The following is a 26,029-nucleotide window of genomic DNA, read 5'->3' as shown; positions in this document are numbered from 1 at the left end:
CGTAACTTCTCATCACCTGACATCTACACAACCTCCTAGCTGTATAGATGCATTCACCACCTGAGCCCGCCCGGATTTTTGGGGTGCTATTTGATCGAAACGTACTTAGTAGCGGAGCTAGCGCTCCGCGTTGAGGAGCCGGGCAATGGCCTGTGGGATGGCTGCGGCGATCTGGGAGGACGAGCAGGGCGCGAAGCCGTCGGGGGTTTCGGCCGCGATGGCGGCAGCATGCGCGTGGATGGCGCCGGCGTGGAGAACTTCTGCGATGACTTCGGTGGGCGCGTTGGCGTAAAGCTGAGCCATGACCGCACCGAGGATGCCGGAGAGCACGTCGCCGGAGCCAGGGGTTGCGGCGAAAGAATGGCCGGCGTTGAAGGAATACAAAGGCTGGCCTGGAGCGGTGATGCGGGTGAGACGGCCTTTGAGCAGGATGATGCTATCCAGTTCCCCGGCTAGTTCGTGGAGGGCGCGGCTCCAGCCGTTAGCCGCATCGGGAGCAGAGCCGAAGGTGGCCTCGTAGAGACGGGTGAATTCGCCTTCGTGTGGGGTGAGGATGGTCAGCGGATGATCGGTGAGGAGCTGGCGCAGGGACGTGTTCTGGGCTAGGAGGGTAAGGGCATCGGCGTCGAGGACCGTGGGGAGTTTCTGTGCAAGCACCTTGCGTAGCTCGGTGGCGGCGGTGGCGTCAGTACCGCGCCCCGGGCCCACGACCCAGGCTTGGGCGCGGCCAGCGGAGGAAACATCCGGGTGACAGACCAGCTCAGGGAGTAGCGAGGTAATGGTGTTGTCACCGATGAAGCGCACCATCGAGGGCGTGGCGCGCACCGCTGCGGTGGCGCAAAGGATCCCCGCGCCCGGGTAGGTGTCGCTGCCGGCAGCCAGGGCCACGACGCCACCGGAATACTTATCGGAGCGCGCTCCGGGCGTGGGATCGACGATGGGCCCGGTGCAGCCGACGGGCCAAGGGCGCGTGGCGCGACCGCCCGGGAGCTCGAGCTCGCCTGCGGTCCACTCCCAGGCGGAGGTAATAGTGGGCTCGTGCGCGATGAAAGCCGCTGGTTCATCCAGTTCAGCCAGGGTTTCAGCGAAGGAGGGCGCGCCGGGCAAGAAGAGATCGGAGACCACCACCTGTCCGCATTCGGCAGCCAGTGCGTGGCCCAGGCGCGGCGAGCCGAAGGTGATGGTGACATCGGCTTCGACGGTGTCTGGGGCGGCCACGCCAGTGTCCGCATCGACGCCGGTGGGCATGTCAACGGCTAGGACCGGCACACCGGATGCAACGGCTTGCTCGTAGAGCGAGAGCGCGGTGCCGCTCAAGCCCCGGGCGGAACCGAGGCCGGCGATGGCGTCGATGAGCAGCGCGCTGCCTGGAGTTTCGCTGCCGTCAGGTAGCGAAACGTCGGAAGGAAGGACCGTGCCACCCGCGGCGAGGAAAGCCTCCCGTGCCGCCTCATGGTGTTTCTCGGGGACTAGGGCATGGACGGTGATACCACGCTCAGCCAAGAGTGCACCGGCAAAGAGGCCATCACCGCCATTGCCGCCCGGCCCAGCGAGGATGACAACCGCGCCGGGGAGAGCAGCCAGCATGGAGGTGGCAGCCTCCGCCACCGCTGCGGCGGCAAGTTTCATGAGCTGATCCGGCTCCGATTGCTGGGCTAGAAGCCGCTCTTCAGCAGCGCGAACAGTGGCAACGGTATAGCAAGTGCGCATAACTGACTACCCTAGCGCGCGGGTTGGCAGGTGGGGCACCAGAAGAGATTGCGGCCCTGCATGACCGTCTCCTGAATTTCTGTGCCGCAGACATGGCAGGGCTGCCCGGCGCGGCGGTAAACGTAGACCTCGCCGCCGTGATCATCCTTGCGGGGTTCGCGGCCCATGGCCTCCGGCGTATGGGCGGCGCGGACGGTGTCGATGCGGCCGTGCTCCACGCCGTAGTCCATGAGCTCCACCAGGTCAGACCAGATGGCGTCGAATTCCGCGCGGTCGAGCTGGTTTCCGGGGATGAAGGGGGAGAGTTCCTGGCGGAAGAGGGCCTCGGCGCGGTAGATATTGCCCACGCCAGCAAAGAGTCCTTGGTCCATGAGCTGGGCACCGATGCTGCGCTTCGAGGCGTGCACCCGGGACCACAGGGCATCGGGGTCAGCATCTTCACGCAGCGGATCCTGGCCCACCTTCGCCACCTTGGCCTGGTGTTCCTCCTCCGTGATGAGCGTGCAGAATTGCGGTCCGCGCAGGTTGGCGGCCGTTGTGCCATTATCGAGGCGCAGTCGGATCTGGCCCCACACATCAGCAGAGGGCTCGAAGCGGAGGGAACCGATGAGGCCCAAATGGATGTAGATGACGTGGCGCGGGTTATCCGCATCGAAGTGGAGGAAGAGGTGCTTGCCAAAGGCTTCGGCGAGGGTGAGTGGGGAGGCATCGACAAGCGCTGCTTCCGTGGCGAACCTGCCCTGGGGGCTGCTCACGGCGAGTGGTGCATCGCGGAAGTCCGCATTGAGTGTGCGGGCAAGGCGGTGAATGACGTGTCCCTCAGGCATGTCAGGAAGTCTACGCGGGGGCTGTGCTGCTGTAGACTTTCCGGGTACTACCCGTCGAACGGAAGGGCCTAAATATTATGGGGCGCGCACTCGGTTTTGACCGTGAAAAATACATTGAACTGCAGTCGGAGCACATTAACGCTCGGCGCGAGGACATCGGCGGGAAGCTCTACCTCGAAATGGGCGGCAAGCTTTTTGATGATATGCATGCCTCCCGCGTGCTGCCCGGCTTCACGCCGGATAACAAGATTGCGATGCTGGAGCGCATCAAGGATGACGTAGAAATCCTCGTCTGTATCAACGCCAAGGATATCCAACGGCAGAAGATGCGCGGTGACCTGGGCATCCTCTATGAAGATGATGTGCTGCGGCTTGTCGATGTTTTCCGGGACCGTGGCTTCCTGGTCAACAACATCGTCATGACCCAGTTGGAGGAAGGAAATAGTCAGGCGGAGGCCTTCATCGAGCGCTTGGAGCGCCTAGGCCTGACGGTGGCGCGCCACCGCATCATCCCCGGCTACCCCTCCAACATTGATCTCATTGTCTCCGACGAAGGCCTGGGCAAGAACGACTATGTGGAGACCTCCCGTGACCTCGTCGTGGTGACCGCGCCGGGCCCGGGCTCCGGCAAGTTGGCCACGGCATTGTCGCAGGTCTACCACGAGAACCTCCGCGGGGTGCAGGCAGGTTATGCCAAGTTTGAGACCTTCCCTATTTGGAACCTTCCGCTGGATCACCCGGTGAACCTGGCATACGAGGCCGCCACGGTGGACCTCAATGATGCGAATGTCATCGACCATTTCCACCTCTCCGCGCACGGCGAATCCACGGTGAACTACAACCGTGACGTCGAGGCCTTCCCGCTGCTCAAGTCCCTGTTGGAGCGCCTCACCGGAACCGTGCCCTACCAGTCCCCAACGGACATGGGCGTGAACATGGTGGGCTTCTGCATAACTGACGACGAAGTCTGCCGCGAGGCCTCCCAACAGGAAATCATCCGCCGCTACTTCAAGACCTTGGTGGAGGAGGCCCGCAACGGTCTCGACAACACCCAATCGGAACGTGCTGCGGTGATTATGGCCAAGGCTGGAATCAAGGCCACCGACCGCCCCGTGGTGGAGCCGGCGCGTCAGAAGGCAGAGGAGACCGAAGGACCCGCATCGGCACTGCAGCTTCACGACGGCACCATCATCACCGGCCGCACCTCCCCGCTGCTGGGCTGCTCGGCGGCTACCCTGCTCAATGCGCTGAAGCACCTGGCCGGCATCGACGACGAGCTGCACTTGCTCTCACCGGAGTCCATCGAGCCGATTCAGACTTTGAAGACCAAGCACTTGGGCTCGAAAAACCCGCGCCTGCACACCGATGAGGTGCTCATCGCCCTTTCTGTTTCTGCTGCTAAAGACGAGAATGCGCGCCGCGCCCTCGATGCATTGAAGGAACTGCAGGGCTGCGACGTCCACACCACCACCATCCTGGGTTCTGTGGATGAAGGTATCTTCCGCAACCTCGGAGTGCTCGTGACCTCTGATCCGGTCTTTGCCCGCAAGAGCGCTCTCTACCAGAAGCGTTAAGGCCTGTAAGGGCCAACCCGTCGTCCTGCGTCGACCTCGCTGCATACACTTTGCTATTTCTGTAGCTCACTCTGAGAATGAGCTCACTCTGAGAATGAGGCGCGTCACTGATCAAAGTGATGTCCTCAGTGATAAAAGTGAACTCCTCACTTATTAAAAATGTGCTCTCACTGTTAAAAGTCAGGGGTGTCAGTTTTAAAGTGAAGAAAATAGCTGTGGGAGGCGCGTGCAGTGACGGTATGGAATGCCGAAAACTTCAGTGATGAAGATATCAACGCGATTGTCGAACGCCTGCGTGCGCAAGGTAGTGATGACAATGACTGTGAGGCTAAAGCTGCGGTAGGAAAACTCAACAAGGACGTCTGGAATACTGCCTCGTAATCAATTCATTGCTAAAACATTGTCCTATGTTCCGACAAGAGACAAAGGAACAATCGCAGAAAACCAAGGAAGTGGTATTCGCCGAATGCAAGCAGCAATGAAGCAGCATGGCCTGCCGCAACCACAATTCAAAATCGAAATAGGTGCCTTTACCGTGGTGCTGCATCGACACGGTCTGTTGAATCCTGAAGCCCAGCGATGGCTAGAGAAGCTTGGAATCGGGGATTTATCACCAGAACGTGCTTAAGTCGGGAAAGATTGGGGTTTTACTTCGAAGCAGGCCTAGACTTGCGGGCGTGACTATTGGCAAGATTCTCCTCTACTACTGCTTTACTCCCATCGAGGACCCCACCGCGATTATGTTGTGGCAGCGCTCGCTGTGCGAGAAGCTCGGGCTTAAGGGCCGCATCCTCATCTCGGAGCATGGCATCAACGGCACCGTCGGCGGTGACATGGATGCCTGCAAGCGCTACGTGCGCGAGACCCGTGAGTATCCGGGTTTCAAGAAGATGGAGTTCAAGTGGTCGGAGGGTGGCGCGGATGATTTCCCGCGCCTCTCGGTCAAGGTCCGCGATGAGATCGTGGCCTTTGGCGCGCCGGGTGAGCTCAAGGTAGATGAGAATGGTGTGGTCGGCGGCGGCGTGCACCTGAAACCCGAAGAAGTCAACCAGCTGGTCGAAGAACGCGGCGATGAGGTCGTCTTCTTTGACGGGCGCAATGCTATGGAAGCGGAAATCGGCAAGTTCAAAAATGCCGTGGTGCCGGACGTGAAGACAACGCACGACTTCATCGCTGAGCTGGAATCCGGCAAGTACGACTGGATGAAGGATAAGCCGGTCGTTTCCTACTGCACCGGTGGCATTCGCTGCGAAATCTTGTCGTCGCTGATGAAGAATCGTGGCTTCAACGAGGTCTACCAAATTGATGGTGGCATCGTGCGCTACGGCGAAAAGTACGGCAATGATGGCCTGTGGGAAGGCTCGATGTATGTCTTCGATAAGCGTATGCACCACGAGTTTGGCCAGGGGATTGAGGATCCGGGCTTTATCCAGCTGGGCCACTGTGTGCACTGCGGCAAAGGCACCAATACTTTCCACAACTGCATCAATGAGGACACGTGCCGCCAGCAGGTGCTCATCTGTGATGACTGCATCCAGCACACAGAGACGCAGCATTGTGGGCGCGAGGACTGTGCGAAGGTCGCGCGCGCCGAAGCACAAAAATAGGCCTAGAGCTCTGGGGCGAGGAGAATCTGAATGTCGTTAATGCCCCAGAGCATAAAGTTGCCGGCCATGACCCAGAAAATGGCCATCCACCCGCGCCAGCGCAGATAAGCCTTGAGCTTGCGCACCATGATGACGGCACAGCCGATCATGCCCGCGAAGGGGATGATCATCGTCGTGGTCGCGAAAATGGTTCGCTGCGTCTTCGTGCACAGCCATGAGGCATAGACCGCCGGGTGGCAGTTGGTATCGGGGCCGGTGAACTTGAAAATGCCAGCGAGGAGCAGAGCATACAGTGCCGAGCCCAGAAGGATAGCCACCATGAACCAGAGCGCCTGGCGCGAAGAGCGGCGGTTGGCTTTGGCTAGGGTGAGGGGATCGGGGGCGTCGGCAAGCTCGTCGAAGCTCTGCGGCTCCGGACGGCGCAGGTTAGCGTAGTCCGCGTCCGACGTCAGGTCGTTTTCAGGATGCTCAGCTGCCATGATGTGCAGTCTAACGCGTGAACTACGACTCAGGATCCGGGCCCGTCGGGCACACCAGTACAGGCACACCCACGTGTGGAAGAAGCTCGGTCGCGGTACTTCCTATGAAGACGCGGGCGAAGGGGCCCATGGGCGCCGACCCCAAGCAGAGAAGGTCGCCCTTCTTCCACTTGAGTGAGTCCACTGCGCCGGACCAGCCATTGCCGTTGCCGATGGCTGTGGTGACCTCAAGGTCCGGGAAGGCGTCCGCAATAAAATCGTGGGCGCGGTCCAAGAGGGAGAGCGAGTGCTCGCGCCAATTGGGGGCGTCACTGGGGAAAGTAGGGGAGTAGTCCAAGGGGACGTCGATAAGCCCCTCCGGCGAAAACGCCAGCACACGCAGAGGCAGCCCGGTGCGGTGGGCCATGTATGCAGCGCGGAGGAGTGCTGGGTCGTCATCGGCGCCGCGGTCGGTAAACGCGAAGTTGATGCGCGTGACCCCGTGTTTGGAGAGCTTAATGCTGCGCGGGCTCAAGCCAACAGGAAGCGGAGAATAGTGAAGGAGGGCATCCGCCGTGGAACCGGAGAAGAAACGGCCCTTGGGCGCGGACTGATTAGCACCCAACAAGATGACGTGGGCATCGAAATCTTGGGCCATCTCTTCCAACAGCTGTGGGCGGGAGGGGCCGGCGACGAGTACTGACACGTCCTTATCCCACTGGGACTTGTGCACGCCCGCCGCGCTCAATGCGTCTCGGACAGCATCTTCACAGGCATCACGTTCCTTCTTGAACCACTTCTTGTAGGAACCGCTGAGCTTGCTTAAAGAGGTAACGGTCAGCGGTTGCGAGATGGTGGACACGACGCGGATCTGGGCGGGCGTCGTGCGCGCGATCCATGCGGCGAAGTCAATAGCCTCCGTACCGGCGGATTTGGGGCTCCACGATACAAGGATGCGGACTGGAGGGAGCGAGTCCTCTGATGTTACGAGCCCCGGAGAGGGGCGTGAAGATTTCTTAGCCATTCAGTACACGTGTCGGGGTTGTTTATTCCATTATCAACCCCTCTGGCCTTAAAATAAAATCTGCATAAGGCCTTCTCTAAGGTCTATTTTCCTTCCATGATGGGGCGGTAGACATCCGCCAGCTTGGAGATCAGGTTTACGAGGGAGTCGGCATCCTTAATGTCTTCCGGCTCCAGCCAGCGCAGGATCTCTGCCAAAGCGGCCGCACGCTGGCGAGAAACGATGGTCAACTCGGACTCGCCCAGCTGGGTAAGAGCAACGAGAACACCGCGGCGATCCTTCTCGTCACGGTGACGCTCCACAAAGCCATGGCGCTCCAATTGGTACAGGGCATTAGAAGCGGTAGGCATACGGATCAGTTCTGCCTGGGCGATGGTGCTAACACGGGAAGGGCCGCGCAGGCGGAGTTGGTTCATGATGGACACCTGGGAGGTGGTCAGGGAGGTGCCCTCCGTGGTGCGCTGGAAAATCAACATAAGTTTGTTGAGCGCGGGCTGAATTTGGCGGGCAACCTCAAGGGCGTCCTCGTACGGTACGGGGGATTCGATATTTTCTTCACTCATGGAAAATAAGTCTAGCGAGTTATGCGCCTTGATGGTAGTTAGCTTGCTGAAAAGTTTAGTTTTGCAGCGTGAATCGCTTATACCTTCCCAGTCTCCTATGAGAGTAGGCCCGTAGATTGTTGTCGCAGCCCCTACTAAAATGTATCGCGTGAATGTGGCGTCGTTGCCGTCGGTCAGCGTCGTGGAAGGTGGTCGTGAAAGGTGAGGAAGGTAGACAGGTGTCGGCGAAAGCAACCGTAACAGTGGCTTATCGCAACGAAGTTTCCTATGAGTGGGAACGCGCTCAGCATCTGCGCGATTTTCGCGCGGGCCGGATGAGCCGAGACGAGCTGTGCGATGCCGACTTCCTCCTTCGCGCCGCGGCGGAGCACCATGGCGTCGATATGCACAAGTCCTGTCCCATCTGCGAGCACGACTTGCGCCTCACACGCTGGGTATATGGCGATTCCCTGGGGCGCCGTGCAGGAAGTGCACGTAGTGAGCAGGAGATTGCGGATCTGGTGGCCGAGGGACTGGAGTTTACGGTCCATGCGGTGGAGGTATGTCCGGCGTGCCGTTGGAATCATCTTCTTCGGGCCGCCACGGTCTATGCTTTAGGGTAGTTTTGGCTTCCCAGTTCACGCCGGTAAGCTGCATATATTTACAGTTTCTGTACAGGATTGATGAGGACACGGATCAGTGACCGAAAAGGAAACGTCTCGGCGAAAGCCAGGTAGCCACAGGAAGAAGAGCTCCGACGACGGACGCCGCCGCAAGCGCAGGTGGCCATGGGTTGTACTCGTTGTCCTGCTCGTGATCGTGGCCGTACCTGCGGCCCTTTTTGGCTACGCCTATACGCAGTACGACGTCCCCGACTCCCAGGAGCTGCAGCCCAGCCAGATTTCCACCATCGTTGCCCGCGATGGCGAATCGCAGTTGGCTAAGCTCGTGCCGCCAGAAGGCAACCGCCGCCAGGTCACTCTGGAAGAGATTCCAGACTATGTTGAGGACTCGGTTCTGGCTGCGGAGGACCGCGAATTCTGGACCAACTCTGGCTTCTCCTTTACCGGTCTCGGCCGCGCTGTGTTGGGCAAGCTCACCGGCGACAGCAGCGCCGGTGGTGGCTCCACCATTACTCAGCAGTATGTGAAGAACACGCTGGTGGGTGACGAATACTCCTATGTCCGTAAGATTCGTGAGCTCATCTACTCCGTGAAGATGACCAATGAGTGGTCCAAAGAGGAAATCCTCAACGCTTACCTCAATACGGTGTACTTCGGCCGCAACGCCTATGGCATTGAAGCGGCGTCCAACGCGTACTTCGATAAGGACGCCAAGGACCTCACAAAGGAAGAAGGCGCACTGCTCGCGGGCGTTATCCAGTCACCGTCTGTCCTTGATCCGTGGGTAGATGAGGAACGTTCTCATGCTCGTTGGGACTACGTCATGGATGGCCTCGTTGAGATGGGTGACTTGGATCAGGCTGAACGCGATCAGTTGGTCTTCCCGGAAACTCGCGATCCGTCTGAGTATTCCGCCTACACCGAAGCGCCAGGCGCTTATGGCCACATCAAGAACCAGGTCATCGATGAGTTGTCCCGTGTGGGCATCACTGAGGATCAGTTGGCCACCGGTGGTCTGAAGGTGACGACGACCATTGATATGACCATCCAGAATGCATCGACGGATGCTGCACACGCAGAGCTGGGTGTGCTGCAGGAAGATGCGCGCGCGGCAGCAGTCACCATTGACCCGGCCACGGGTGCCGTGCGTGGCTACTACGGTGGCGATGATTCCAGCGGTTGGGACTATGCCAACTCCCCGCTGCAGACTGGCTCCACGTTCAAGATCATGGCGTTAGCGGCAGCTCTCCAGCAGGGTATTGACCTCAACACGTACTATTCCTCAGAGCCTTACCAGCTGCCGGGCTCGCAGACGGTTACCAACGTTGGCGGTGGTTGTGGCAGCTGCACTATCGCGGAAGCGTTGAAGAAGTCTTACAACACGTCCTTCCTCCGCCTCCAAGATGATTTGGAGAACAAGATGCAGGACACCGCGGACATGGCCCACGCACTAGGCGTGGCGCGCAGCCTGCCGGGAATTGAGAAGACCCTCACTGAAAACGGCGGGACGCCGTATGAGGGCATCGTGCTGGGCCAGTACCAGTCGCGCCCACTCGACATGGCCACGGCCATGGCTACCTTGACCAACCAAGGTGTGTGGCACCAGCCGCACTTCGTGGAGAAGGTAGAAAACGATGCGGGTGAGGTTCTCTATGAGAATCCCACTGATGGAGGTGAGCGCCGCGTGTCCGCCAATGTGGCCAATAACGTCATTTCTGCGATGCAGCCGATTGCTGCCTGGTCGAATGGTGCGCTAGCCGGCGGGCGCCCGTCCGCGTCCAAGACGGGTACCACGCAGCTAGGCGATACTGGTCAGAATAAGGATGCATGGATGGTCGGTTCCACCCCGCAGCTGGCTACCGCCGTGTGGGTAGGTACCGCTGATAACACCTCCGCCATCTTCAACCAGTGGGGTGGCCGCATGTATGGCGCCGGTGCCCCGACGCAAATCTGGAAGGCCATCTTGGACACCTCGCTTGCCGACGTCGAGCAGCAGGCCTTCCCGCAGGCCTACCCCATCAACTACGGCGTGGGTAGCTGGGGCTCTGGCTACACCTATGACCCGAGCCAGACCCAGACGTGGCAACAGGCACCGGCCGCCCCCGAGGAGACCACCGAGGATGGCGGCGAAGGCGAGGACGGCCAAGGCCACGATGGTGAGGGCCACGGTGGGGATAACCACGACGGTGGCGGCGGCGATACCCCAGCACCGCCGGAACAGCCGGCTCAGCCGGAACAGCCCGCCCAACCGGATTCCCCGTCGCTTGATGAATTGATCGACGACGGACTTAACCAACTTCTTGGCCAGTAGGAGACAGATCCCCCGGTGAGTCAGCAGAAAACTCAACAGCTTGTACCCCTCTCCTCCGAACCGCTAGCGCTGAGTGCGGTCGACGCCCTGGGTGGGCGCACGGGCCGCTTTGCCCGCTCCGGTAACGCTGGGTGGTGGACGCCACTGCGCGTTATCATCACCTTGGCGTGGACCTTCCTGGCTTTCGGTTTTCTGAGCAAGTCCACCTGCGCCGGCAGCCGCCGGGGTGAGGATGGAAGCATCAGCCTCAACTGGGATGGCAACCGGCAGTACACCTCCTTCTGCTACAACGACATCGTTCCGCTGTACGGCGGCCGCGGCCTCGACGAGCCGGGCTTTCCCTACGCCTACTCCTGGGTCGAAGGTGACCTCACCCGCTACATGGAGTACCCAGTGCTTGCCGGCCTGTTCCAAGGGGCCGTCGGTTGGCTGGCGCGCAACACCTATGCAGCTGTGGAGTGGACCGGCATGGCGGAGGTCAGCTGGTACTTCGGCCTGACTGCCCTGGTGATGGCTCTCATCTGGGTGGGCGTCATCGTCATGGTTTTCCAGCTCACCGGAAACCGAGCGTGGGACACCATTCTCGTCGCGGCCAGCCCTCTCGTTGTTATCCATGCCTTTACGAACTGGGATATCCCATCCATCGCGTTTATGGTGGGCGCCCTTCTCGCGGTGACGAAACACAAGAACCTGCTGGCCGGTATTCTTATTGGACTGGGCACGGCCTTCAAGTTGTGGCCGTTGTTCATCCTTGGCGCCTTCTTGGTACTGGCTATCCGGAACAAGCGGTGGGCACTGTTCATCACGATGTTCCTCTCCACGATTGTCACGTGGGTCGTGGTCAACCTCCCCGTGGCGGTGATGTATCCGGATGCATGGCGCGAATTTTTCCGCCTTAACCAGGAGCGCGGTGCTGAGTGGACCACGATCTATGCGCTGATCAACCGCACGACGAGCCTCAGCTTTTCGCCGGAGTTCCTCAACACCTTTTCTTTGGTGGCGTTCTTGCTGTGCTGTGCAGGTATCGCCGTCCTCGGCGTGAAGGCGCCGCGTACGCCGCGTGTGGCGGAGCTGGTTTATCTCATCATCATGGCTTTCCTCATCTTCAACAAGGTGTGGTCGCCGCAGTATTCTCTGTGGCTCGTGGTACCGGCAGTGTTGGCTTTGCCGCGGTGGCGTCTTATTCTGAGCTGGGCGCTTGCCGACGCCCTCGTGTGGCCCATCCTCATGTGGCACATGCTCGGCTCAGAAAACAAGGCCCTGCCGCACGAGATGCTGGACCTGGCAGTTATCACGCGCGATGCCTTCATCATTGCCATTGGCGTTCTGGTCATCCGCCAGATGTGGAGCAAGTCCGAGGATAAAGTCCGTGCGGCCCACGGCGGACGCGATCCCCTCGCTGGAGGTTTTAGGAAGTGATCATCACGATCGTGGGCATAGTGTCTATCGTCTTGGGCTTCTTGTGCGTAACCACGGCCTACTACCTTTTCCAGCGATCTGAGAACCGGACGTGGCCTCTTGTCCTTGGGTTGTTGGCGCTCCTTTTCCTCACCGTCATCCCGGCGAGCACCGCTATTTTCTTCGCGGCGACGACCAACGGCATGTAAGACCGAGCGAGTGATTTCTTTTCCGCCGGTCAGTGCGGTACTGTGTGGGGGTTGCTTGACGCAACAGACCCTCCTGCCATATCCGCAAAGGTGATATGGCCGATACCAATTACTAGACCATAGGAGGTGATGAGGTCCGTGCGTCACTACGAAGTCATGATCATTCTGGATCCTAATCAGGATGAGCGCACCGTAACCCCGTCCCTGGATAAGTTCCTCGAAGCAATCCGCAAGGATGGCGGCAAAGTCGACAAGGTTGACGTGTGGGGCAAGCGCCGTCTTGCCTACCCGATCAACAAGAAGGAAGAGGGCATCTACGCCGTCATTAACCTGGAGTGCGAGTCCCACTCGGTTCTCGAGCTCGATCGTCGTCTGAACCTGAACGACTCCATTCTGCGTACCAAGGTTCTGCGCACCGACAGCAAATAACGGATACTGGGTTTCGAGCATTTCTACACGAATCCGCGTAACCGATATTTAAGGAGTAAAGACATGGCTCAGGGAGATACCAACATTACGGTTGTCGGCAATATTGTTGCTGACCCGGAACTGCGCTTCACCCCGTCGGGTGCCGCAGTAGCAAACTTCCGCGTTGCCTCCACCCCACGTCGCTATAACCAGCAGACTTCTCAGTGGGAGGATGGCGAGGCCATGTTCCTCACCTGCAACGTGTGGCGTCAAGCCGCAGAGAACGTTGCGGAGACCCTGACCAAGGGCATGCGCGTTATCGTCACTGGCCGTCTGCGCCAGCGGTCCTACCAGACCCGTGAGGGCGACAACCGCACTGTCTTCGAGATTGAGGTCGATGAGGTGGGACCGTCCCTGCGCTACGCTTCCGCACAAGTCACCCGTAAGTCCGGCAACGGCGGAAATGGTGGCAACTACGGCGGCGGCCAGCAGCAAGGTGGCGGCAACTACGGCGGTGGAAACAACCAGGGTGGTTTCTCCGGAAACCAGTCCCAGTCTTCTGCCCCGCAGCAGTCCCAGCAGCAATCTTCTCCGAGTAACGACCCGTGGAATTCGGCACCCCAGGCAGGAAGCTTTGGTGGTGCGGATGCAGAACCCCCGTTCTAAGACTGTCACGCAAATATTCATTTAACTCAATTGAAAGGCAGGGATCATGAAGCTGATCCTCACCGCTGCCGTTGAGAACCTCGGCGCCCCCGGCGAAATTGTAGAGGTTAAGGACGGCTACGGACGTAACTACCTGCTTCCGCGTGGCCTGGCTATTGTTGCCACCCGCGGCGCTGAAAAGCAGATCGAGGGCATCAAGCGTGCCCAGGATGCTCGTGCGATCCGCGACCTGGATCACGCACGCGAGATCCGCACCCAGCTGGAGGAGCTCAAGGACGTTACCGTCTCCGTGAAGACCTCCGAGTCCGGCAAGCTCTTCGGCTCCGTGTCCGCTGAGGACATCGTGAACGCCGTTGCCGCCGCTGGCGGCCCGAAGCTGGACAAGCGCATCGTTGTGCTTCCTAAGGGCCTGGTCAAGAAGACCGGCAACTACCAAGTCGAGCTGAAGCTGCACGCTGACGTCATCGGCAAGGTGAACTTCTCGGTCGTCGCTGCCTAAGACTTAAGGCGCACGACGGTCTCCTCCGTCCATCCCACGTGTGAGGCGTGGCGAGTGGACGCAGGGCTGACCTACTGACAACAGCAAAGCCCACAGGCCGTGCTTCTCCCACTATGTGAGGTGGTGGAGGAGGCGCGGCCTGTGGGCTGTTTTCCTGCCTGTTTTCCTGTCTGTGCACCTTAGCTATGGGGGTTGTGGACAAATGTGGATAACTCCGAAAACCTGTGGATAACTTGGTTGGCTGTTCACGGTGAGTTTACGTGCAGGAGGGTCTGTTAACCTGCTGGTAGCGGGGATTTCGGGTTAATAGTCGTACTTTTCCACTGGTTTTGTGCAGATTTTCACACCGCCAAAAACATCCTGTGACCTGCACTTATTATATGTGCAGGTCACGGGCTTGGAAAGTTATCCACAGCCATGACCTTGGTTTTCGCGTTAGCACAATCTACTGAGCTGGTAATTCCACAGTCTGCTGTGGATAACTCTGAGAGTTATGCCCAAGGGGGAGTGTCGGCGGCCTCGACTAGACTGTTGTGTACTCCGCGCGTATCCCCCGTTCTGAGCACACAAGAGTGGAGGAAACTGCGCCGAATTTTTGAAGGTTTAACGAGCACCCCGGGGGCTGATGACAATGACTAGCGCTAGTTTTGATGACGACACTGCACCGCTTCCGCCGGAGCCGTCGGAGGAGGAACCGCGCCGCTCCTATCGCCGTGATCACTCACGCCCGGAGGAGCCGAAGCGCTATGGAGAATTCCGCCAGCCCCCTGCGGACCGCGAAGCAGAGCAGGGCGTGCTCGGCGCGATGCTCCTGAGCCCGAACACGGTTATGGAGGTCATCGAGGAGCTCGAGCCGGAGGACTTCTACTACCCGGCCCATACGCTCATTTACGAGGCCATGATTGACCTGTATGCCGCGGGTACGGATATCGATGCCGTGATTGTGGCCTCCCGCTTGGACCGCTACAACAACCTGGAGCGCGTCGGCGGCGCGCCGTACCTCCATACCTTGCTCGCCACGGTGCCAACCGCTGCCAACGCTCGCTATTATGCAGAGATCGTCGCGGAGAAGGCAGTGCTGCGCAAACTTGTCGACGCTGGAACGAGGGTCGTCCAACTTGGCTTCGAAGGCTCCGAGGATCTGGAGATCGAATCGGTGCTGGACCGCGCCCAGCAGGAAGTCTTCGCGGTAGCGCAGAAGAAGACAACAGAGGATTATCGCGCGCTGACGGACCTCATTGACCCCACGATTGATGAGCTGGCAGCCTTGCAGCAAAATGGCGTGGAATCTGGCGTGCCCACTGGGTTCATTGACCTTGATAACCTCACCAACGGCCTACGCGCTGGACAGATGATCATTGTGGCTGCGCGTCCGGGTGTGGGTAAGTCCACGCTGGCCATGGACTTCATGCGCTCGGCATCCTTGCAGCACAACAAAACCTCGGTGGTGTTCTCACTGGAGATGTCTGCCTCTGAGATTGTGATGCGCCTTCTCTCAGCGGAGGCGGAGGTCAAGCTCTCCGATATGCGCGGAGGGCGCGTCTCCACAGAGGACTGGGCCAAGATCGATGACACGCTTAACCGCATCCAGGACGCGCCGTTGTTCATTGATGATTCTCCCAACCTCACCATGATGGAGATCCGTTCCAAGGCTCGTCGTCTTAAGCAGCAGCATGGCCTCGACCTCATTGTTCTGGACTATATGCAGCTGATGTCGTCCGGCAAGAAGGTTGAGTCCCGCCAGCAAGAGGTCTCGGAATTCTCTCGTCAGCTCAAGCTGTTGGCCAAGGAGCTCGAAGTTCCTCTCATCGCCATCTCGCAGCTCAACCGTGGTCCGGAATCCCGTACGGACAAGAAACCGCAGCTGGCAGACCTGCGTGAGTCTGGTTCTCTGGAGCAGGATGCCGATATGGTTATGCTGCTCTACCGCCCCGACTCACAGGACCGCGATGATCCTCGTGCCGGTGAGGCGGACATCATCTTGGCCAAGCACCGAGGTGGCCCGATTGACACGGTGAAGGTGGCCCACCAGCTGCACTACTCCAAGTTCGTCAACATGGCACACGGCTAGTTTTAGCGCCGCAGATTTACAGGTCCACCACCGCGTTGGGGTCTCCCAACCGTGGGCCAAGGATAACCAATACCAGGAAAACCCCTGCTGCGGCGAGTGCCAACCAACGCCAGACGGGGAAGAATCGTTCACCGCACAGGCGAGCACCTGCAGCGCCCAACAGTGCGCCCAGCGTGTTGAAGATGAGATCGTCAATATCTGTGCGCCCGAGCGCGAAGGTGTATTGGGCAATTTCCAGAGCCACGCTCAGTGCGAAGCCCCACGCGGCTGCCTTAGTCACTGACCGACACTGGGCAAAGACCAGCATGCCGAAGGGGATGAAGAAGGCGGTATTGCCCGCATATTCAAAAAGCGGGCCAAACCACGTGTCGCCGGAGAATTCATCTAGGGGAACCAGCCGCAGATCGCGGACGCGCTGGTTCTCCGGCTTCCACAGGTAGCCAATCTGATAAAAGGGCTTGAGCGTGGTGAGCGCGACCATCACCGCTACCCATGCGGCCAGGGAAAGCTTATTGAGCAAGAGTCTTTCCCTTGAATTCTGGAAGACTAAGTGCTGCGAGTGCCGCAATGGCAAAGGCAGCGGCAAAGAGTACGAAAAGCCAGCCTGCTCCGGCGGTTGCGATAAGCGGCGGGACGATAAGTGGGGCCAGGATGGAGGCGAGGCGTCCGAAGCCGGCGGCCGCACCAGTTCCGCGGCCGCGCAGTGCGGTGGGGTAGAGCTCGGGGCCGATGGCGTAGAGCGCACCCCATGCACCTAAGTTGAAGAAGGAGAGCAAGCAGCCGGCCAGAATAATCGTGGCCTCGGTGCTGGCGAAGCCGTAGAGGCCAGCGGATAGTGCAGAGCCCACGAGGAAGGTAGCTAGCGTACTGCGGCGTCCCCACACCTCAATGAGCCAGGCCGCGGCGGCATAACCGGGAAGCTGGGCCAAGGTGATGATAAGCGTGAAACTGAAGGATTTCACCAGGGAGAAACCGTCTGCGACAAGCAGTGAGGGAATCCAGATGAAGGCGCCGTAGTAGGACAGGTTGACGCAGAACCAGATGGTCCACAGAGCCAGCGTGCGCCCGCGTAGGCTCTTCGACCAGATACTGGTGGCAGTGATGTCTTCTTCGGAATAGGTAGGAGCGGGCGTGCTGCGGTCAATATCTGCGTCATCCACCTCCGCCTCGAAGGAGGCGACGACCTTCTCGGCTTCTTCGTGGCGTCCCTGTGATTCGAGGAAGCGTACGGATTCCGGGAGTTTGTAGCGCACGTAGAGTGCGTAGGCCGCCGGCACCATGCCGAGGGCGAGTGCCCAGCGCCAGCCGCTTTCCGACGCCCCGACGACAAACGTTCCGATAATCGCTGCCAGAATCCAGCCCACTGCCCAGAAGGCCTCGAGTAAGACGACGAGGCGGCCGCGGACCTTGAGTGGGGCAAACTCGGAGATGAGTGTCGAGGCGACGGGGAGTTCGGCACCGAGGCCGAGTCCGATAAAGAAACGCAGAATAAGAAGCGCTACTAGCCCTGTCGCTAGCGCAGACGCGCCTGTGGCGAGGCCGTAGACAAGCAATGTCAGGGCAAAGATGTGGCGGCGGCCAAATTTATCGGCTAAGAGTCCGCCGAAGGTCGCTCCCAGTGCCATGCCGATGAAGCCGACGGAGGCAAGCCACGAGGACTCGGTGGGCGTGATACCCCAGTGCACGGCGAGGGCGGCCATGATGAAGGAAATGAGGCCGACATCCATGGCGTCGAGAGCCCAGCCGATGCCAGAGCCGATAAGAAGGCGTTTGTGTTTGGAAGTGACGGGGAGACGGTCAAGCCGCTCCGTGCGAGAGACTGCATGATGATCAAGACGATTCATGCATAGTCAGATTACTCTGCAGGTGCGAACTTTCTCAGGCGAAGAGAGTTCGTGACGACGAATACCGAGCTAAAGGCCATGGCCAGGCCCGCGAGTAAGGGGTTGAGCAGGCCAAAGGCGGCGACCGGAATGAGAATAATATTATAGGCGAAGGCCCAGAAGAGGTTGCCTTTGATGATGCGCAGCGTCTGCCGAGCCAGTCGCACAGAATCGGCCACCGAGCCTAAGTCGTTATTCATCACGGTGATGTCGGAGGCCTCAATGGCTACGTCGGCACCAGCGCCCATGGCGATACCTAAATCCGCCTGGGCCAGGGCCGCGGCGTCGTTGACGCCATCGCCCACCATGGCTACGACCTTCCCTTCAGCCTGAAGGCGCTTGACGGCATCCACCTTGTCCTCAGGCATGACCTCTGCTTGGACGTCTGATACGGCGATGCCTACCTCGCGTGCGACGGCCTGGGCAGCATTGGTGTTATCACCAGTGAGGAGGTAGGGCTCGAGGCCCAGCTCCTTGAGACGTGCGATGGCGGCCGCAGAGGAGGCCTTGACATGATCGTGGAGCTCGATGGTGCCAGCGAGCGTGCCGTCGACAAAGACACCGACCTGTGTGCCGGTGCCCTCGTAGCCGGCCGGTGGGCGGCCTACGCGAATCCGGGAACCGCCAATGGTCGCTTCGATGCCTTGGCCCGGCAATTCTTTGAAGTTGTCCGCGGCGGGCAGCTCCCCGTCGTACGCGGCGACAATGGCGCGGGCGATCGGGTGCTTGGAGCCTTTCTCGACGGCCGCGGCGAGACCTAGGAGCTCATCCTCGGTGCGAGCGCCAACGATGGGCGAGTCAGTGGGCGTCACCGTCGTCACGGACATCTGGCCTTCGGTGATGGTGCCGGTCTTGTCGAGGACGATGGTGTCGATCTGTCGGGTGGATTCCAGGATTTCCGGTCCCTTGATGAGGATTCCCAATTCGGCCCCGCGCCCGGTGCCGACGAGGATCGCGGTGGGCGTCGCCAAGCCCATGGCGCACGGGCACGCAATGATGAGCACAGCGACCGCGGCGACAAAAGCGGGGGCTGTGCCGCCCACGAAAAGGTGCGCGATGAGAGTAAGCAGTGCGATAGCGATGACGATGGGCACGAAGACTCCCGCGATGCGATCTGCAAGGCGCTGGATAGGAGCCTTTGAAGCCTGGGCGTCGGTGACGAGTTTGCCCATCTGGGCTAGAACGGTGTCGGATCCGACACGGGTAGCGCGCACCTCGAGGCGGCCGGAGGCGTTGATCGTTGCACCGGTAACGCGGCTGCCGGGGGAGACCTCGACCGGAAGGGATTCGCCGGTGAGTAGTGACTCATCCACAGCGGAGTGGCCGGCGGTGACGACGCCATCGGTGGCAATCTTTTCCCCAGGACGGACCACGATGATGTCGCCTACACGCAGGTCAGAGACAGGAATACGCTGTTCGGATTCTCCTCGCAGCACAGTGGCGTCCTTCGCGCCCATGGTGAGAAGCTTGGTCAGTGCCTCGGAGGAACGTCCCTTGGCTTTCACCTCAAACCACCGGCCCAGCAGCAGGAATGTGATGACCATGCCGACGGACTCGAGGTAGATGTGGTCCATCTGCGCGTCATTGGAGCGCAGAGTCATGTGCATGGTCATGCCGGGCATTCCGGCATTGCCCAAGAACAGTGCATAGAGGGACCAGGCATAAGCTGCGGTGGTGCCCATGGTGATGAGCGTGTCCATTGTGGCTGCGCCATGCTTGAGGTTCGCCCACGTGGCGCGGTGGAACGGAGCGCCGCCGAAGATGTAGACGATGGTCGCCAGCACCAGGCATGCCCACTGCCAATGCTGGAACTGCAAGGCTGGAACCATGGACAGCACCATGAGCGGAAGCGAAAGCGCGCCGGAGATGAGGGTGCGCTGCAGTAGGTCGGCAGCTTCGGCATCGCGCGCGGATTCCGTTGTGGTGGAGGTGGATTCCTCCTTGTCCTCGCCGCCCACGGTGAAGGCACCATAACCAGCACCTTCGACGATCTCAATGAGATCAGCCGGGGTGGTCGTGGTCGGGTCATAGCTCACGGAGGCAGATTCCGTGGCGAAATTGACCGTGGCTTCAACTCCCTCCACCTTGTTGAGCTTGCGCTCGACTCGGGAGGAGCACGAGGTACACGTCATCCCGGTAACACCAAGATCGAGGTGGGCAAGGGGGCCGTGGGGCTGGAGGACGTCAGTCATAGCGCTTAGGCCAGCTCGTAGCCGGCTTCGGCGATAGCGGCAGCAACCTGCTCGTCAGTGAAGCCCTCGCCACTGACGCTGACTGCGCCAGTCGCGTGGTCAGCGGTGACCTCAGTAACGCCGGCGATGTCGCCGACCTCTTCCTTGACGGACATTTCGCAGTGTCCGCAGGTCATGCCGGTAACGGTGTAGTTCTTGGTGGCCATTAGATGTTGTCCCTTCCACTTGTGATGGTTCATCCCCAAGGTTATACCCCCCTAGGGTATATATGCAAGGAATAGAACTAGGTTGTGTACCGTTGAGTGGGAAAGAACCTAAGAATGAACCCGAACTGATAGGGAGAATGACCAATGGCAACCATTGACATTACTGAGGAGAGCTTCAAGCAGCTCATCGAAGGTGAGGGCATTACGCTTGTCGATGCTTGGGCGGAATGGTGTGGCCCCTGCAAGCGCTTCGGCCCGATCTTTGAAAAGGCCTCCGAGGAGCACCCAGACGCTACCTTCGCCAAGCTTGATACCGAGGCCAATCAGGAATTTGCAGCTAAGCTGCAGATTCAGTCCATCCCGACCCTCATGGTCTTCCGCGACGGCATCATGGTTTTCCGTGAAGCGGGTGCCTTGCCGCCAGCAGCCCTGGAGGATCTCATCACCCAGGTGAAGGCCCTCGACATGGATGAGGTTCGCGCCCAGGTGGAGAAGGAGCAGGGCGAGCAGGCTGAGTAAATTCTCAGCCGTTCACCACGCGCGCTTTTCTGTGAGTATCGCTACACTCGCAGGAAAGCGCCTTTTTATTGAGCGCTACATAAACAAAAACGACTGACAACATAACCGCGGCAGGAAGTGCTGCTGCAGGAAGCATGAAGGAGTATGCGCGATGGCTAATCCATTCAGCAAGGGCTGGAAGTATGTGATGGCATCCTTCGATCAGAAGATTGATGAGAATGCTGACCCAAAGGTCCAGATCCAGCAAGCAGTGGAGGGGGCAAAGGAGCAGCACCGCCAGATTTCTGAGCATGCCGCGGAAATTATTGGGCGCAAGTCCCAGCTGGAGATGCAGCTTAACCGCCTGGTGGAGTCCCAAAAGGACTACCAGGATCAGACGCGCCGGGCACTAGAGATGGCGGAGAAGGCTGAGGATCCGCAGACGGCCTCCGAATACAACCAAGCAGCTGAAGTTGTAGCCAGCCAGCTCGTCGCCGTGGAGAAGGAGCTTGAGGGCCTTAAGGCCCAGCACGAGGCGGCCACCAAGGCGGCTGAACAAGCAAAGGCTCAGCAGCAGCAGTCGGAGGCCCGTCTCAAGGAGCAACTGGCGCAGGTAGACCAGCTCCTGTCTCAGGCTGATCAGGCCGCGATGCAGGAGAAGAATGCCCAGGCGCTCGACTCCATGAACGAGCTGACGCCGGATGGCTCTACCCCGACTCTGGATGGTGTTCGCGCCAAGATTGAGAAGCGCTACGCGGATGCTCTCGGTGCCCAAGAGCTGCACCGTGCCTCCGGTGGTGACCGCATTCAGGAGATTGCGGCCGCAGGTCACGACATGGCGGCATCCTCGCGCCTTGAGGAGATTCGCGCCGAGATGGCTAAGAGTAAGGAGCTGGAGTCAGGCTCTGCTGACAAGGCTGCCGAGGCCCTCGAGGCCGGGGCCACCGATGTCGATGCTGCTGAAGCTGCCGAGACCACGGAGGATGCCGAAGGCGGCGACTCCAAGTAGTGCAGGTCCCTTAAAATCGGGGTCTGCAGGGTCGGGCGGGCAGGCCACCCGACCAAGAGGTTTGGGGGTCGGTTCGTGAGTTAGCCGTCCTGGCGGCGAATGTTGATGAGCACGCCGCGGATGCCGGAGTGGAAACCGTCGCGCAGGTTCACGCGCTGGGTTTCGGTCAGCGTGTACTCGTGCAGCGTCTCACAGGCGAACTGCAGGAGCGGGCGATCAATTTCTGGGGGCAGGCCACCGCCGGATAGCAGGTGGGCTTGATCGCGTTGTTCGGAGCTGGCGGCATTGTCGAACCACCAGGACGCGTACTGCTGGCCCACGTCGAAGGGCGATTGGAAGCCAGCGGAGCTCCAGACCTCTTCGGGGAGCGGAACGTACTTCGAGCGCAGCTTGCGGCGCGGAGCCATCATTGACGGCTTCGGCGCGGCCGGCTTTGGGGCTGCGGTGTTGTCGGCAGAGTCATCGTCGGACGATGAAGTCTGTGGAGCCTCTGCGGTTGCAGCATCCGGTGCTGCGGGAGCCACAGCTGACGGGGTAATCGGTCCCGGCTTCGGAGCTGAGGGGAAGGCAGCTTGGGCTTCTGTGGGCTCGTCGCAGTCGTCATCGGCGTCGGCAAGCTGCGGAGAGGGCTGTGCAGGCGACTCGTCGGAAGAACCTTCGGGGGAGGAGGACTGGCCAGAGGTCTCAGCCCCCAGAACTGCGTCCGAGTCGGACTCCTCGTCACCGTCGCGCGGCTCGCGGATTGTTGGTGGCAAGGGGCCTTCGAGAACCTCGAGCTCCATAGCGTCGGCGAAGTCCTCGCGCGGGTCCAGGATGGTTGTGGAATCACACGCGTGGCGCAGCGCGGACGACATGGAATCCCATCCGAATCCGTAGAGGTGCACGCGGACGCCATTATTGACGGCCTCTTGGACGCCCGGAATCATGTCCGCATCGCCGGAGACGAGCACAAAGTCGGTGACGTGGCCTTTCATTGCGGCGACGATCATGTCTGCGACGAGGCGGGTATCCACAGCCTTTTGTGTGCGGCGCTCGCCCCACTCGATGAGCTGGCCAGTGCGCAGTTGCACGCCGTCGCACACGCGCAGCGCGCGCTGGTAGCGGTGGGGGCCGGTATCAGGAATGCCGTCGTACCAGTATTGGCGGTGAATTCGGTTGCCCACCTGGTTTTCAATCATGGAACCCAGGGAGCTGACAACCTCCGGTAAATCGATTTCTAGCTGGGCCCGAGCGCCGGTCTCCCAAGAGTTATAAAAGCTGGCAAGTAGGTATGAGGTGTCAACGAAGACAAGTGTTCGTTCAAGCATGGCTCCTAAATTCCGTTCTATCGTTTCTAACTAATTTTTCTATGGTCACTTTCGTGAGGTCTCCAGCTTAAGGCTGGTGTTATCCAGTGTGCCCCATTAGTCACAAAACGTCGATAACCTTGGGGAAATTCCCAGGTAATAAACGTGTTTGCCGCAAGTCTTGCGGAGGTTACGGAGCAGGTTATATGGTTAGTTACATGAGTAACCAACCAACTAGGGGGACTGCATGGATAACTCCGCGCAGCCACTCTTTCGTCAGATAGCGGTACTCATCGAGGACGCCATCATTGAGGGCACTCTCGCCGAGGGCGCCCAGGCACCGTCCACGAATGAGCTCGCCGCCTTCCACAGCATCAACCCCGCCACCGCCCGCAAGGGCCTGACCCTCCTCGTGGATCTCGGAATCCTCGAAAAACGCCGAGGTATCGGCATGTTCGTTACCTCTGGTGCCGCAGACCTTATCCGGGCGCGGCGTCGCCAAGACTTTGCGGCTGAATACGCAGCCCCGCTTATCGACGAAGCCGTGCACCTGGGCTATACCCGCCAGCAACTCCATGACCTCATCGACCTTGTTGCAGAAAGTCGAGGACTCTACTCATGATTTCTACCCCGCACTTCACCTTCGACGACGGCCTCACTCACGGCCTCGTCGGCCCCAACGGCATTGGCAAGACCACCCTGCTGCGCAAAATTGCCGGGCAATTGGGTGGCTCCGGCATCACGGTCGACGGCGACAAGCCCTACGACAATGAAAAAGTCCTCAACAAGGTTGTCCTCATGGGGATCGACAACCCTCTGCCGGAAGGCTGGAACGTGAAGAAAATCTTCACCGTGGCAAGCCTGCGCTGGCCCACATGGAGCACAGCGCGCGCTGAGGAGCTGGTCGAGCGCTTCGAGCTTCCGATGAAGAACTACTCGGGCCTTTCACGCGGGCAGAAGTCGGCGGCAAGCTTCATCGTTGCGGTGGCCTCGGGGGTGCCGTACATGCTTCTCGACGAACCCTATCTCGGCCTTGACGCCGCCAAGCGGGAGGTTTTCTATGACGTCCTGCGCGAGGAGCACGGGCGCACCATTATTGTCTCCACCCATCACCTCAACGAACTGTCTGGTTTGCTCGATACCGTGGCGCTGATGGGGGAGAACCCTCTGTCTGGTCCCATCGATGAGTTCATTGAGGGCGTCGTCCAGCTCACTGGCTCTGCCGAAACCCTCGATCGTGCGCTGGGGCGCCTGCAGCTCCCGGTGCTTGAGCGCGAAACCTCAGCCGTAGCAGACCGCGCGCTTGTCGACGCCCGCCCCAACCACACCGCCAACGTCTTCGACATGGCCCAGGAAATGGGGCTGCGCGCTACCGAGGTATCCCTCGAGCAGGCAGTTCTGGCATTAGGGGAGGCATGATGAAGCTCTATAAGCATATGGCGCTGAGCTGGAACAGCTTCTTCTACGCTTTGTGGATTGTCATCCTTCCGGTGCTGGGAATGGATCGCGGACAAGGGTGGGCCATTGGTTACTCACTCTTTATGGTCCTTATGGTTTGCCTTTCGCAGCCTGATTTCACGCGTTATCTGACCTTTGGGTTGAGCACCCGGGTGTGGAATGGGCACCGACGAATCAATGCTTCCCTGACGCTTTTGCTCATTCTTGTTAGCGCGCCCTTTGCCTTTCCGTGGTGGACTCTCATCGCGCCAACGGCAGCGTGGATATTCTGCATGGCCAAGCGCGTCGAGCCATCGCGCATGACCGCGAGCTCCCTCATCGTAGGCAGCGATGGTGATTCTTCGACGGGCTGGTTCTCAGCGTCCCCGGTCTCCCAGATTGTGTTGCGCCCTCAAGTTCGCGCGTGGATGTGGGCTGCGATTGGTGTAGCCATCGCAACGGCGATAACCATCGTGGTGATCAAGCTGTGGGATGCCGGCGTGGGCATCGTGGGTGTCATTGTTACGTTGATTGTCCTGCCGCTAGTTGCTGATTCAATCCGCAGCTCACTCAAAGATGCAGTGGCCTTTGGGCTGCCGCGCGGTGCTTGGGCCAAGGCCACTGTGCTGTGCACGGCAATCCCCGTGGTCCTATCGCTCGTGGCCGACCTGGTAGCGATGATGTGGACCGGCAATCCAGCCGGGTTCACCATCGTGTGTCTTGCTACAACGTCACTACTTTTGGCTTTCGCCATTACCGACAAACTGACGTGGCTTTACACAACTGCGCTAGCGGGAGCAATCGCCGTACTGTTCATAGCGTGGCTTATCAATCCCAGCGTTGCGATGGGGTGGGCGCTCACAGGAATGGCAATCATCTACGTCGTGTGGGTTGCCGTGTATCCCCGGATGGCTAAAAAGGCCAACGTGTTTAGCCCGGGCCTCATGGGCTGGTTTGGGGCACACTGAGCGCCATCCAATGTCTGCGTTAAAAGGTTGTTTTAGTGCACTTCAAGAAGGGGTAAAACCTCCATTGAAGTGCATGTTTGTGTTTTATCAAGGCCGTGTGTAACTTTATATGAGTCAGCGCGACCGACAGCGCCCCGCAGGAACCAAGTTCTTGAAGAGTGGCGGTAGGAAAACAGGCCCTGACAAACAAAGATTTTCTTTACTCGCAGTACTGCGTTTCATCGTTAGGTGGACCGTATGGCTGTGTGGTGATGATGTGTGAGAACTCAATAGTGTGCCAATGTACTTTTTGTGTTGGTTGATTTTATCTTTTTGGCCGTGATGCATTGTATGTGTGTTGCGGTTGGTGTATGCCGGATGGCGCTTTTTCAAGCGGCGTCATTGTAAATAACAGTAAGTTGTTTGGGCGTATTGATGAAATCTTCTAACGGCCAGCTCCCTTTTTGTGCCCCGTCGGGTTGGGGGTTGGTTTGATTTTTTCTTTATGTAATTTTTGGATTTGCCAGTCTGCGTGGTGTGTTTGCATCATGTGGTTTGGTTTGTTCTTTTTGTTAGGTTTGGGCTTTTCACGGCCTTTTTTGTGGAGAGTTTGATCCTGGCTCAGGACGAACGCTGGCGGCGTG

At 59.4% G+C, this 26,029-nt stretch carries 28 protein-coding genes; 17 read left to right on the top strand and 11 right to left on the bottom strand.

Features of this window, described 5'->3' with window-relative positions; all coding sequences use genetic code 11:
• Positions 1–117: 117 nt before the first annotated feature.
• Positions 118–1,710, bottom strand: a complete 1,593-nt coding sequence (locus NX84_RS00750) for an NAD(P)H-hydrate epimerase (protein WP_039672748.1) — start codon at positions 1,708–1,710, stop codon at positions 118–120.
• An 11-nt stretch (positions 1,711–1,721) separates the two neighbouring features.
• Positions 1,722–2,537 (bottom strand): Fpg/Nei family DNA glycosylase, encoded by an 816-nt coding sequence (locus tag NX84_RS00745; RefSeq protein WP_039672746.1) that lies wholly within the window; start codon positions 2,535–2,537, stop codon positions 1,722–1,724.
• A 77-nt stretch (positions 2,538–2,614) separates the two neighbouring features.
• Between NX84_RS00745 and NX84_RS00740 the strand changes: the two genes are divergently transcribed.
• The 4 genes from NX84_RS00740 to trhO all read left to right on the top strand — a co-directional run bounded on the left by NX84_RS00740 (position 2,615) and on the right by trhO (position 5,718).
• Positions 2,615–4,111: a DUF1846 domain-containing protein gene (locus NX84_RS00740; RefSeq protein WP_039672744.1), complete on the top strand. Its 1,497-nt coding sequence runs from the start codon at positions 2,615–2,617 to the stop codon at positions 4,109–4,111.
• Positions 4,112–4,342: 231 nt separating this feature from the next.
• Complete coding sequence (locus NX84_RS12740) at positions 4,343–4,492, top strand: hypothetical protein (protein WP_156126956.1); 150 nt, start codon at positions 4,343–4,345, stop codon at positions 4,490–4,492.
• A 19-nt stretch (positions 4,493–4,511) separates the two neighbouring features.
• A complete protein-coding gene (locus NX84_RS12425; protein WP_169744688.1) occupies positions 4,512–4,739 on the top strand; it encodes an ATP-binding protein in 228 nt (75 codons plus the stop codon).
• A gap of 49 nt (positions 4,740–4,788) precedes the next feature.
• Positions 4,789–5,718 carry an oxygen-dependent tRNA uridine(34) hydroxylase TrhO gene (gene trhO / locus NX84_RS00735; RefSeq protein WP_039672742.1) on the top strand — a complete coding sequence of 310 codons (930 nt, stop codon included), beginning with the start codon at positions 4,789–4,791 and terminating at the stop codon, positions 5,716–5,718.
• A 2-nt stretch (positions 5,719–5,720) separates the two neighbouring features.
• On the opposite strand, the gene NX84_RS00730 is transcribed toward trhO, so the two are convergent.
• The 3 genes from NX84_RS00730 to NX84_RS00720 all read right to left on the bottom strand — a co-directional run bounded on the left by NX84_RS00730 (position 5,721) and on the right by NX84_RS00720 (position 7,763).
• On the bottom strand, positions 5,721–6,197 hold the full coding sequence (locus tag NX84_RS00730; RefSeq protein ID WP_039672740.1) for a membrane protein: 477 nt from the start codon (positions 6,195–6,197) through the stop codon (positions 5,721–5,723).
• Between the two features lie 22 nt (positions 6,198–6,219).
• Entirely contained in the window at positions 6,220–7,200 is a 981-nt protein-coding gene (locus tag NX84_RS00725) for a universal stress protein (RefSeq protein WP_039672738.1), read from the bottom strand.
• Between the two features lie 83 nt (positions 7,201–7,283).
• A complete protein-coding gene (locus NX84_RS00720; RefSeq protein ID WP_039672736.1) occupies positions 7,284–7,763 on the bottom strand; it encodes a MarR family winged helix-turn-helix transcriptional regulator in 480 nt (159 codons plus the stop codon).
• Between the two features lie 242 nt (positions 7,764–8,005).
• Here NX84_RS00720 and NX84_RS12420 point away from each other — a divergent pair, with 242 nt between their 5' ends.
• The 8 genes from NX84_RS12420 (at position 8,006) to dnaB (ending at position 15,927) form a co-directional block, all read left to right on the top strand.
• Positions 8,006–8,365 (top strand): DUF5318 family protein, encoded by a 360-nt coding sequence (locus NX84_RS12420; protein ID WP_082013867.1) that lies wholly within the window; start codon positions 8,006–8,008, stop codon positions 8,363–8,365.
• A gap of 76 nt (positions 8,366–8,441) precedes the next feature.
• Complete coding sequence (locus tag NX84_RS00710; protein ID WP_039672732.1) at positions 8,442–10,676, top strand: transglycosylase domain-containing protein; 2,235 nt, start codon at positions 8,442–8,444, stop codon at positions 10,674–10,676.
• 15 nt (positions 10,677–10,691) lie between these two features.
• Entirely contained in the window at positions 10,692–12,095 is a 1,404-nt protein-coding gene (locus tag NX84_RS00705) for a glycosyltransferase family 87 protein (RefSeq protein ID WP_039672730.1), read from the top strand.
• Positions 12,092–12,283, top strand: a complete 192-nt coding sequence (locus NX84_RS00700) for a hypothetical protein (RefSeq protein WP_039672728.1) — start codon at positions 12,092–12,094, stop codon at positions 12,281–12,283. The genes NX84_RS00705 and NX84_RS00700 overlap by 4 nt, the downstream gene beginning before the upstream one ends.
• Positions 12,284–12,421: 138 nt before the next feature.
• Complete coding sequence (rpsF, locus tag NX84_RS00695) at positions 12,422–12,712, top strand: 30S ribosomal protein S6 (protein ID WP_174519905.1); 291 nt, start codon at positions 12,422–12,424, stop codon at positions 12,710–12,712.
• Between the two features lie 63 nt (positions 12,713–12,775).
• Positions 12,776–13,357, top strand: coding sequence for a single-stranded DNA-binding protein (locus NX84_RS00690; RefSeq protein WP_039672723.1), 582 nt, complete (start codon positions 12,776–12,778; stop codon positions 13,355–13,357).
• Positions 13,358–13,403: 46 nt separating this feature from the next.
• Positions 13,404–13,856: a 50S ribosomal protein L9 gene (rplI, locus tag NX84_RS00685; RefSeq protein ID WP_039672721.1), complete on the top strand. Its 453-nt coding sequence runs from the start codon at positions 13,404–13,406 to the stop codon at positions 13,854–13,856.
• Positions 13,857–14,487: 631 nt separating this feature from the next.
• Positions 14,488–15,927 carry a replicative DNA helicase gene (gene dnaB / locus NX84_RS00680; protein ID WP_039672719.1) on the top strand — a complete coding sequence of 480 codons (1,440 nt, stop codon included), beginning with the start codon at positions 14,488–14,490 and terminating at the stop codon, positions 15,925–15,927.
• A gap of 16 nt (positions 15,928–15,943) precedes the next feature.
• Here dnaB and NX84_RS00675 read toward each other — a convergent pair whose 3' ends face one another.
• From NX84_RS00675 to NX84_RS00660, 4 genes are read right to left on the bottom strand one after another with little or no spacing between them, the layout of a single operon-like run.
• Positions 15,944–16,408, bottom strand: coding sequence for a VanZ family protein (locus tag NX84_RS00675; RefSeq protein WP_039672750.1), 465 nt, complete (start codon positions 16,406–16,408; stop codon positions 15,944–15,946).
• A 28-nt stretch (positions 16,409–16,436) separates the two neighbouring features.
• Complete coding sequence (locus NX84_RS00670) at positions 16,437–17,771, bottom strand: MFS transporter (RefSeq protein ID WP_039672717.1); 1,335 nt, start codon at positions 17,769–17,771, stop codon at positions 16,437–16,439.
• An 11-nt stretch (positions 17,772–17,782) separates the two neighbouring features.
• Complete coding sequence (locus NX84_RS00665; RefSeq protein WP_052319600.1) at positions 17,783–20,002, bottom strand: heavy metal translocating P-type ATPase; 2,220 nt, start codon at positions 20,000–20,002, stop codon at positions 17,783–17,785.
• Positions 20,003–20,007: 5 nt separating this feature from the next.
• Positions 20,008–20,208, bottom strand: coding sequence for a heavy-metal-associated domain-containing protein (locus tag NX84_RS00660; RefSeq protein ID WP_039672713.1), 201 nt, complete (start codon positions 20,206–20,208; stop codon positions 20,008–20,010).
• Positions 20,209–20,352: 144 nt separating this feature from the next.
• Between NX84_RS00660 and trxA the strand changes: the two genes are divergently transcribed.
• Both trxA and NX84_RS00650 read left to right on the top strand, forming a co-directional pair.
• Positions 20,353–20,727 (top strand): thioredoxin, encoded by a 375-nt coding sequence (gene trxA, locus NX84_RS00655; protein WP_039672711.1) that lies wholly within the window; start codon positions 20,353–20,355, stop codon positions 20,725–20,727.
• 151 nt (positions 20,728–20,878) lie between these two features.
• Positions 20,879–21,715, top strand: a complete 837-nt coding sequence (locus NX84_RS00650) for a PspA/IM30 family protein (RefSeq protein WP_039672709.1) — start codon at positions 20,879–20,881, stop codon at positions 21,713–21,715.
• Between the two features lie 80 nt (positions 21,716–21,795).
• Here NX84_RS00650 and NX84_RS00645 read toward each other — a convergent pair whose 3' ends face one another.
• Positions 21,796–23,022 carry an NYN domain-containing protein gene (locus NX84_RS00645; RefSeq protein WP_039672707.1) on the bottom strand — a complete coding sequence of 409 codons (1,227 nt, stop codon included), beginning with the start codon at positions 23,020–23,022 and terminating at the stop codon, positions 21,796–21,798.
• A gap of 226 nt (positions 23,023–23,248) precedes the next feature.
• Here NX84_RS00645 and NX84_RS00640 point away from each other — a divergent pair, with 226 nt between their 5' ends.
• Genes NX84_RS00640 through NX84_RS00630 form a run of 3 tightly spaced genes read left to right on the top strand, consistent with a single transcriptional unit; the run spans position 23,249 to position 25,406 of the window.
• Positions 23,249–23,623 (top strand): GntR family transcriptional regulator, encoded by a 375-nt coding sequence (locus NX84_RS00640; protein WP_010187877.1) that lies wholly within the window; start codon positions 23,249–23,251, stop codon positions 23,621–23,623.
• On the top strand, positions 23,620–24,420 hold the full coding sequence (locus NX84_RS00635) for an ATP-binding cassette domain-containing protein (RefSeq protein WP_039672704.1): 801 nt from the start codon (positions 23,620–23,622) through the stop codon (positions 24,418–24,420). The genes NX84_RS00640 and NX84_RS00635 overlap by 4 nt, the downstream gene beginning before the upstream one ends.
• Positions 24,417–25,406 (top strand): hypothetical protein, encoded by a 990-nt coding sequence (locus NX84_RS00630; protein WP_231913729.1) that lies wholly within the window; start codon positions 24,417–24,419, stop codon positions 25,404–25,406. The genes NX84_RS00635 and NX84_RS00630 overlap by 4 nt, the downstream gene beginning before the upstream one ends.
• Positions 25,407–25,830: 424 nt before the next feature.
• On the opposite strand, the gene NX84_RS13060 is transcribed toward NX84_RS00630, so the two are convergent.
• Positions 25,831–26,029, bottom strand: a 199-nt coding sequence (locus NX84_RS13060; RefSeq protein WP_211251544.1) for a hypothetical protein, incomplete at its 5' end; no start/stop codon positions are given.

This window comes from Corynebacterium minutissimum (assembly GCF_000805675.1).
Classification (GTDB): Bacteria; Actinomycetota; Actinomycetes; order Mycobacteriales; family Mycobacteriaceae; genus Corynebacterium; species Corynebacterium minutissimum.
This window is presented reverse-complemented; position numbering and strand designations above follow the sequence as displayed.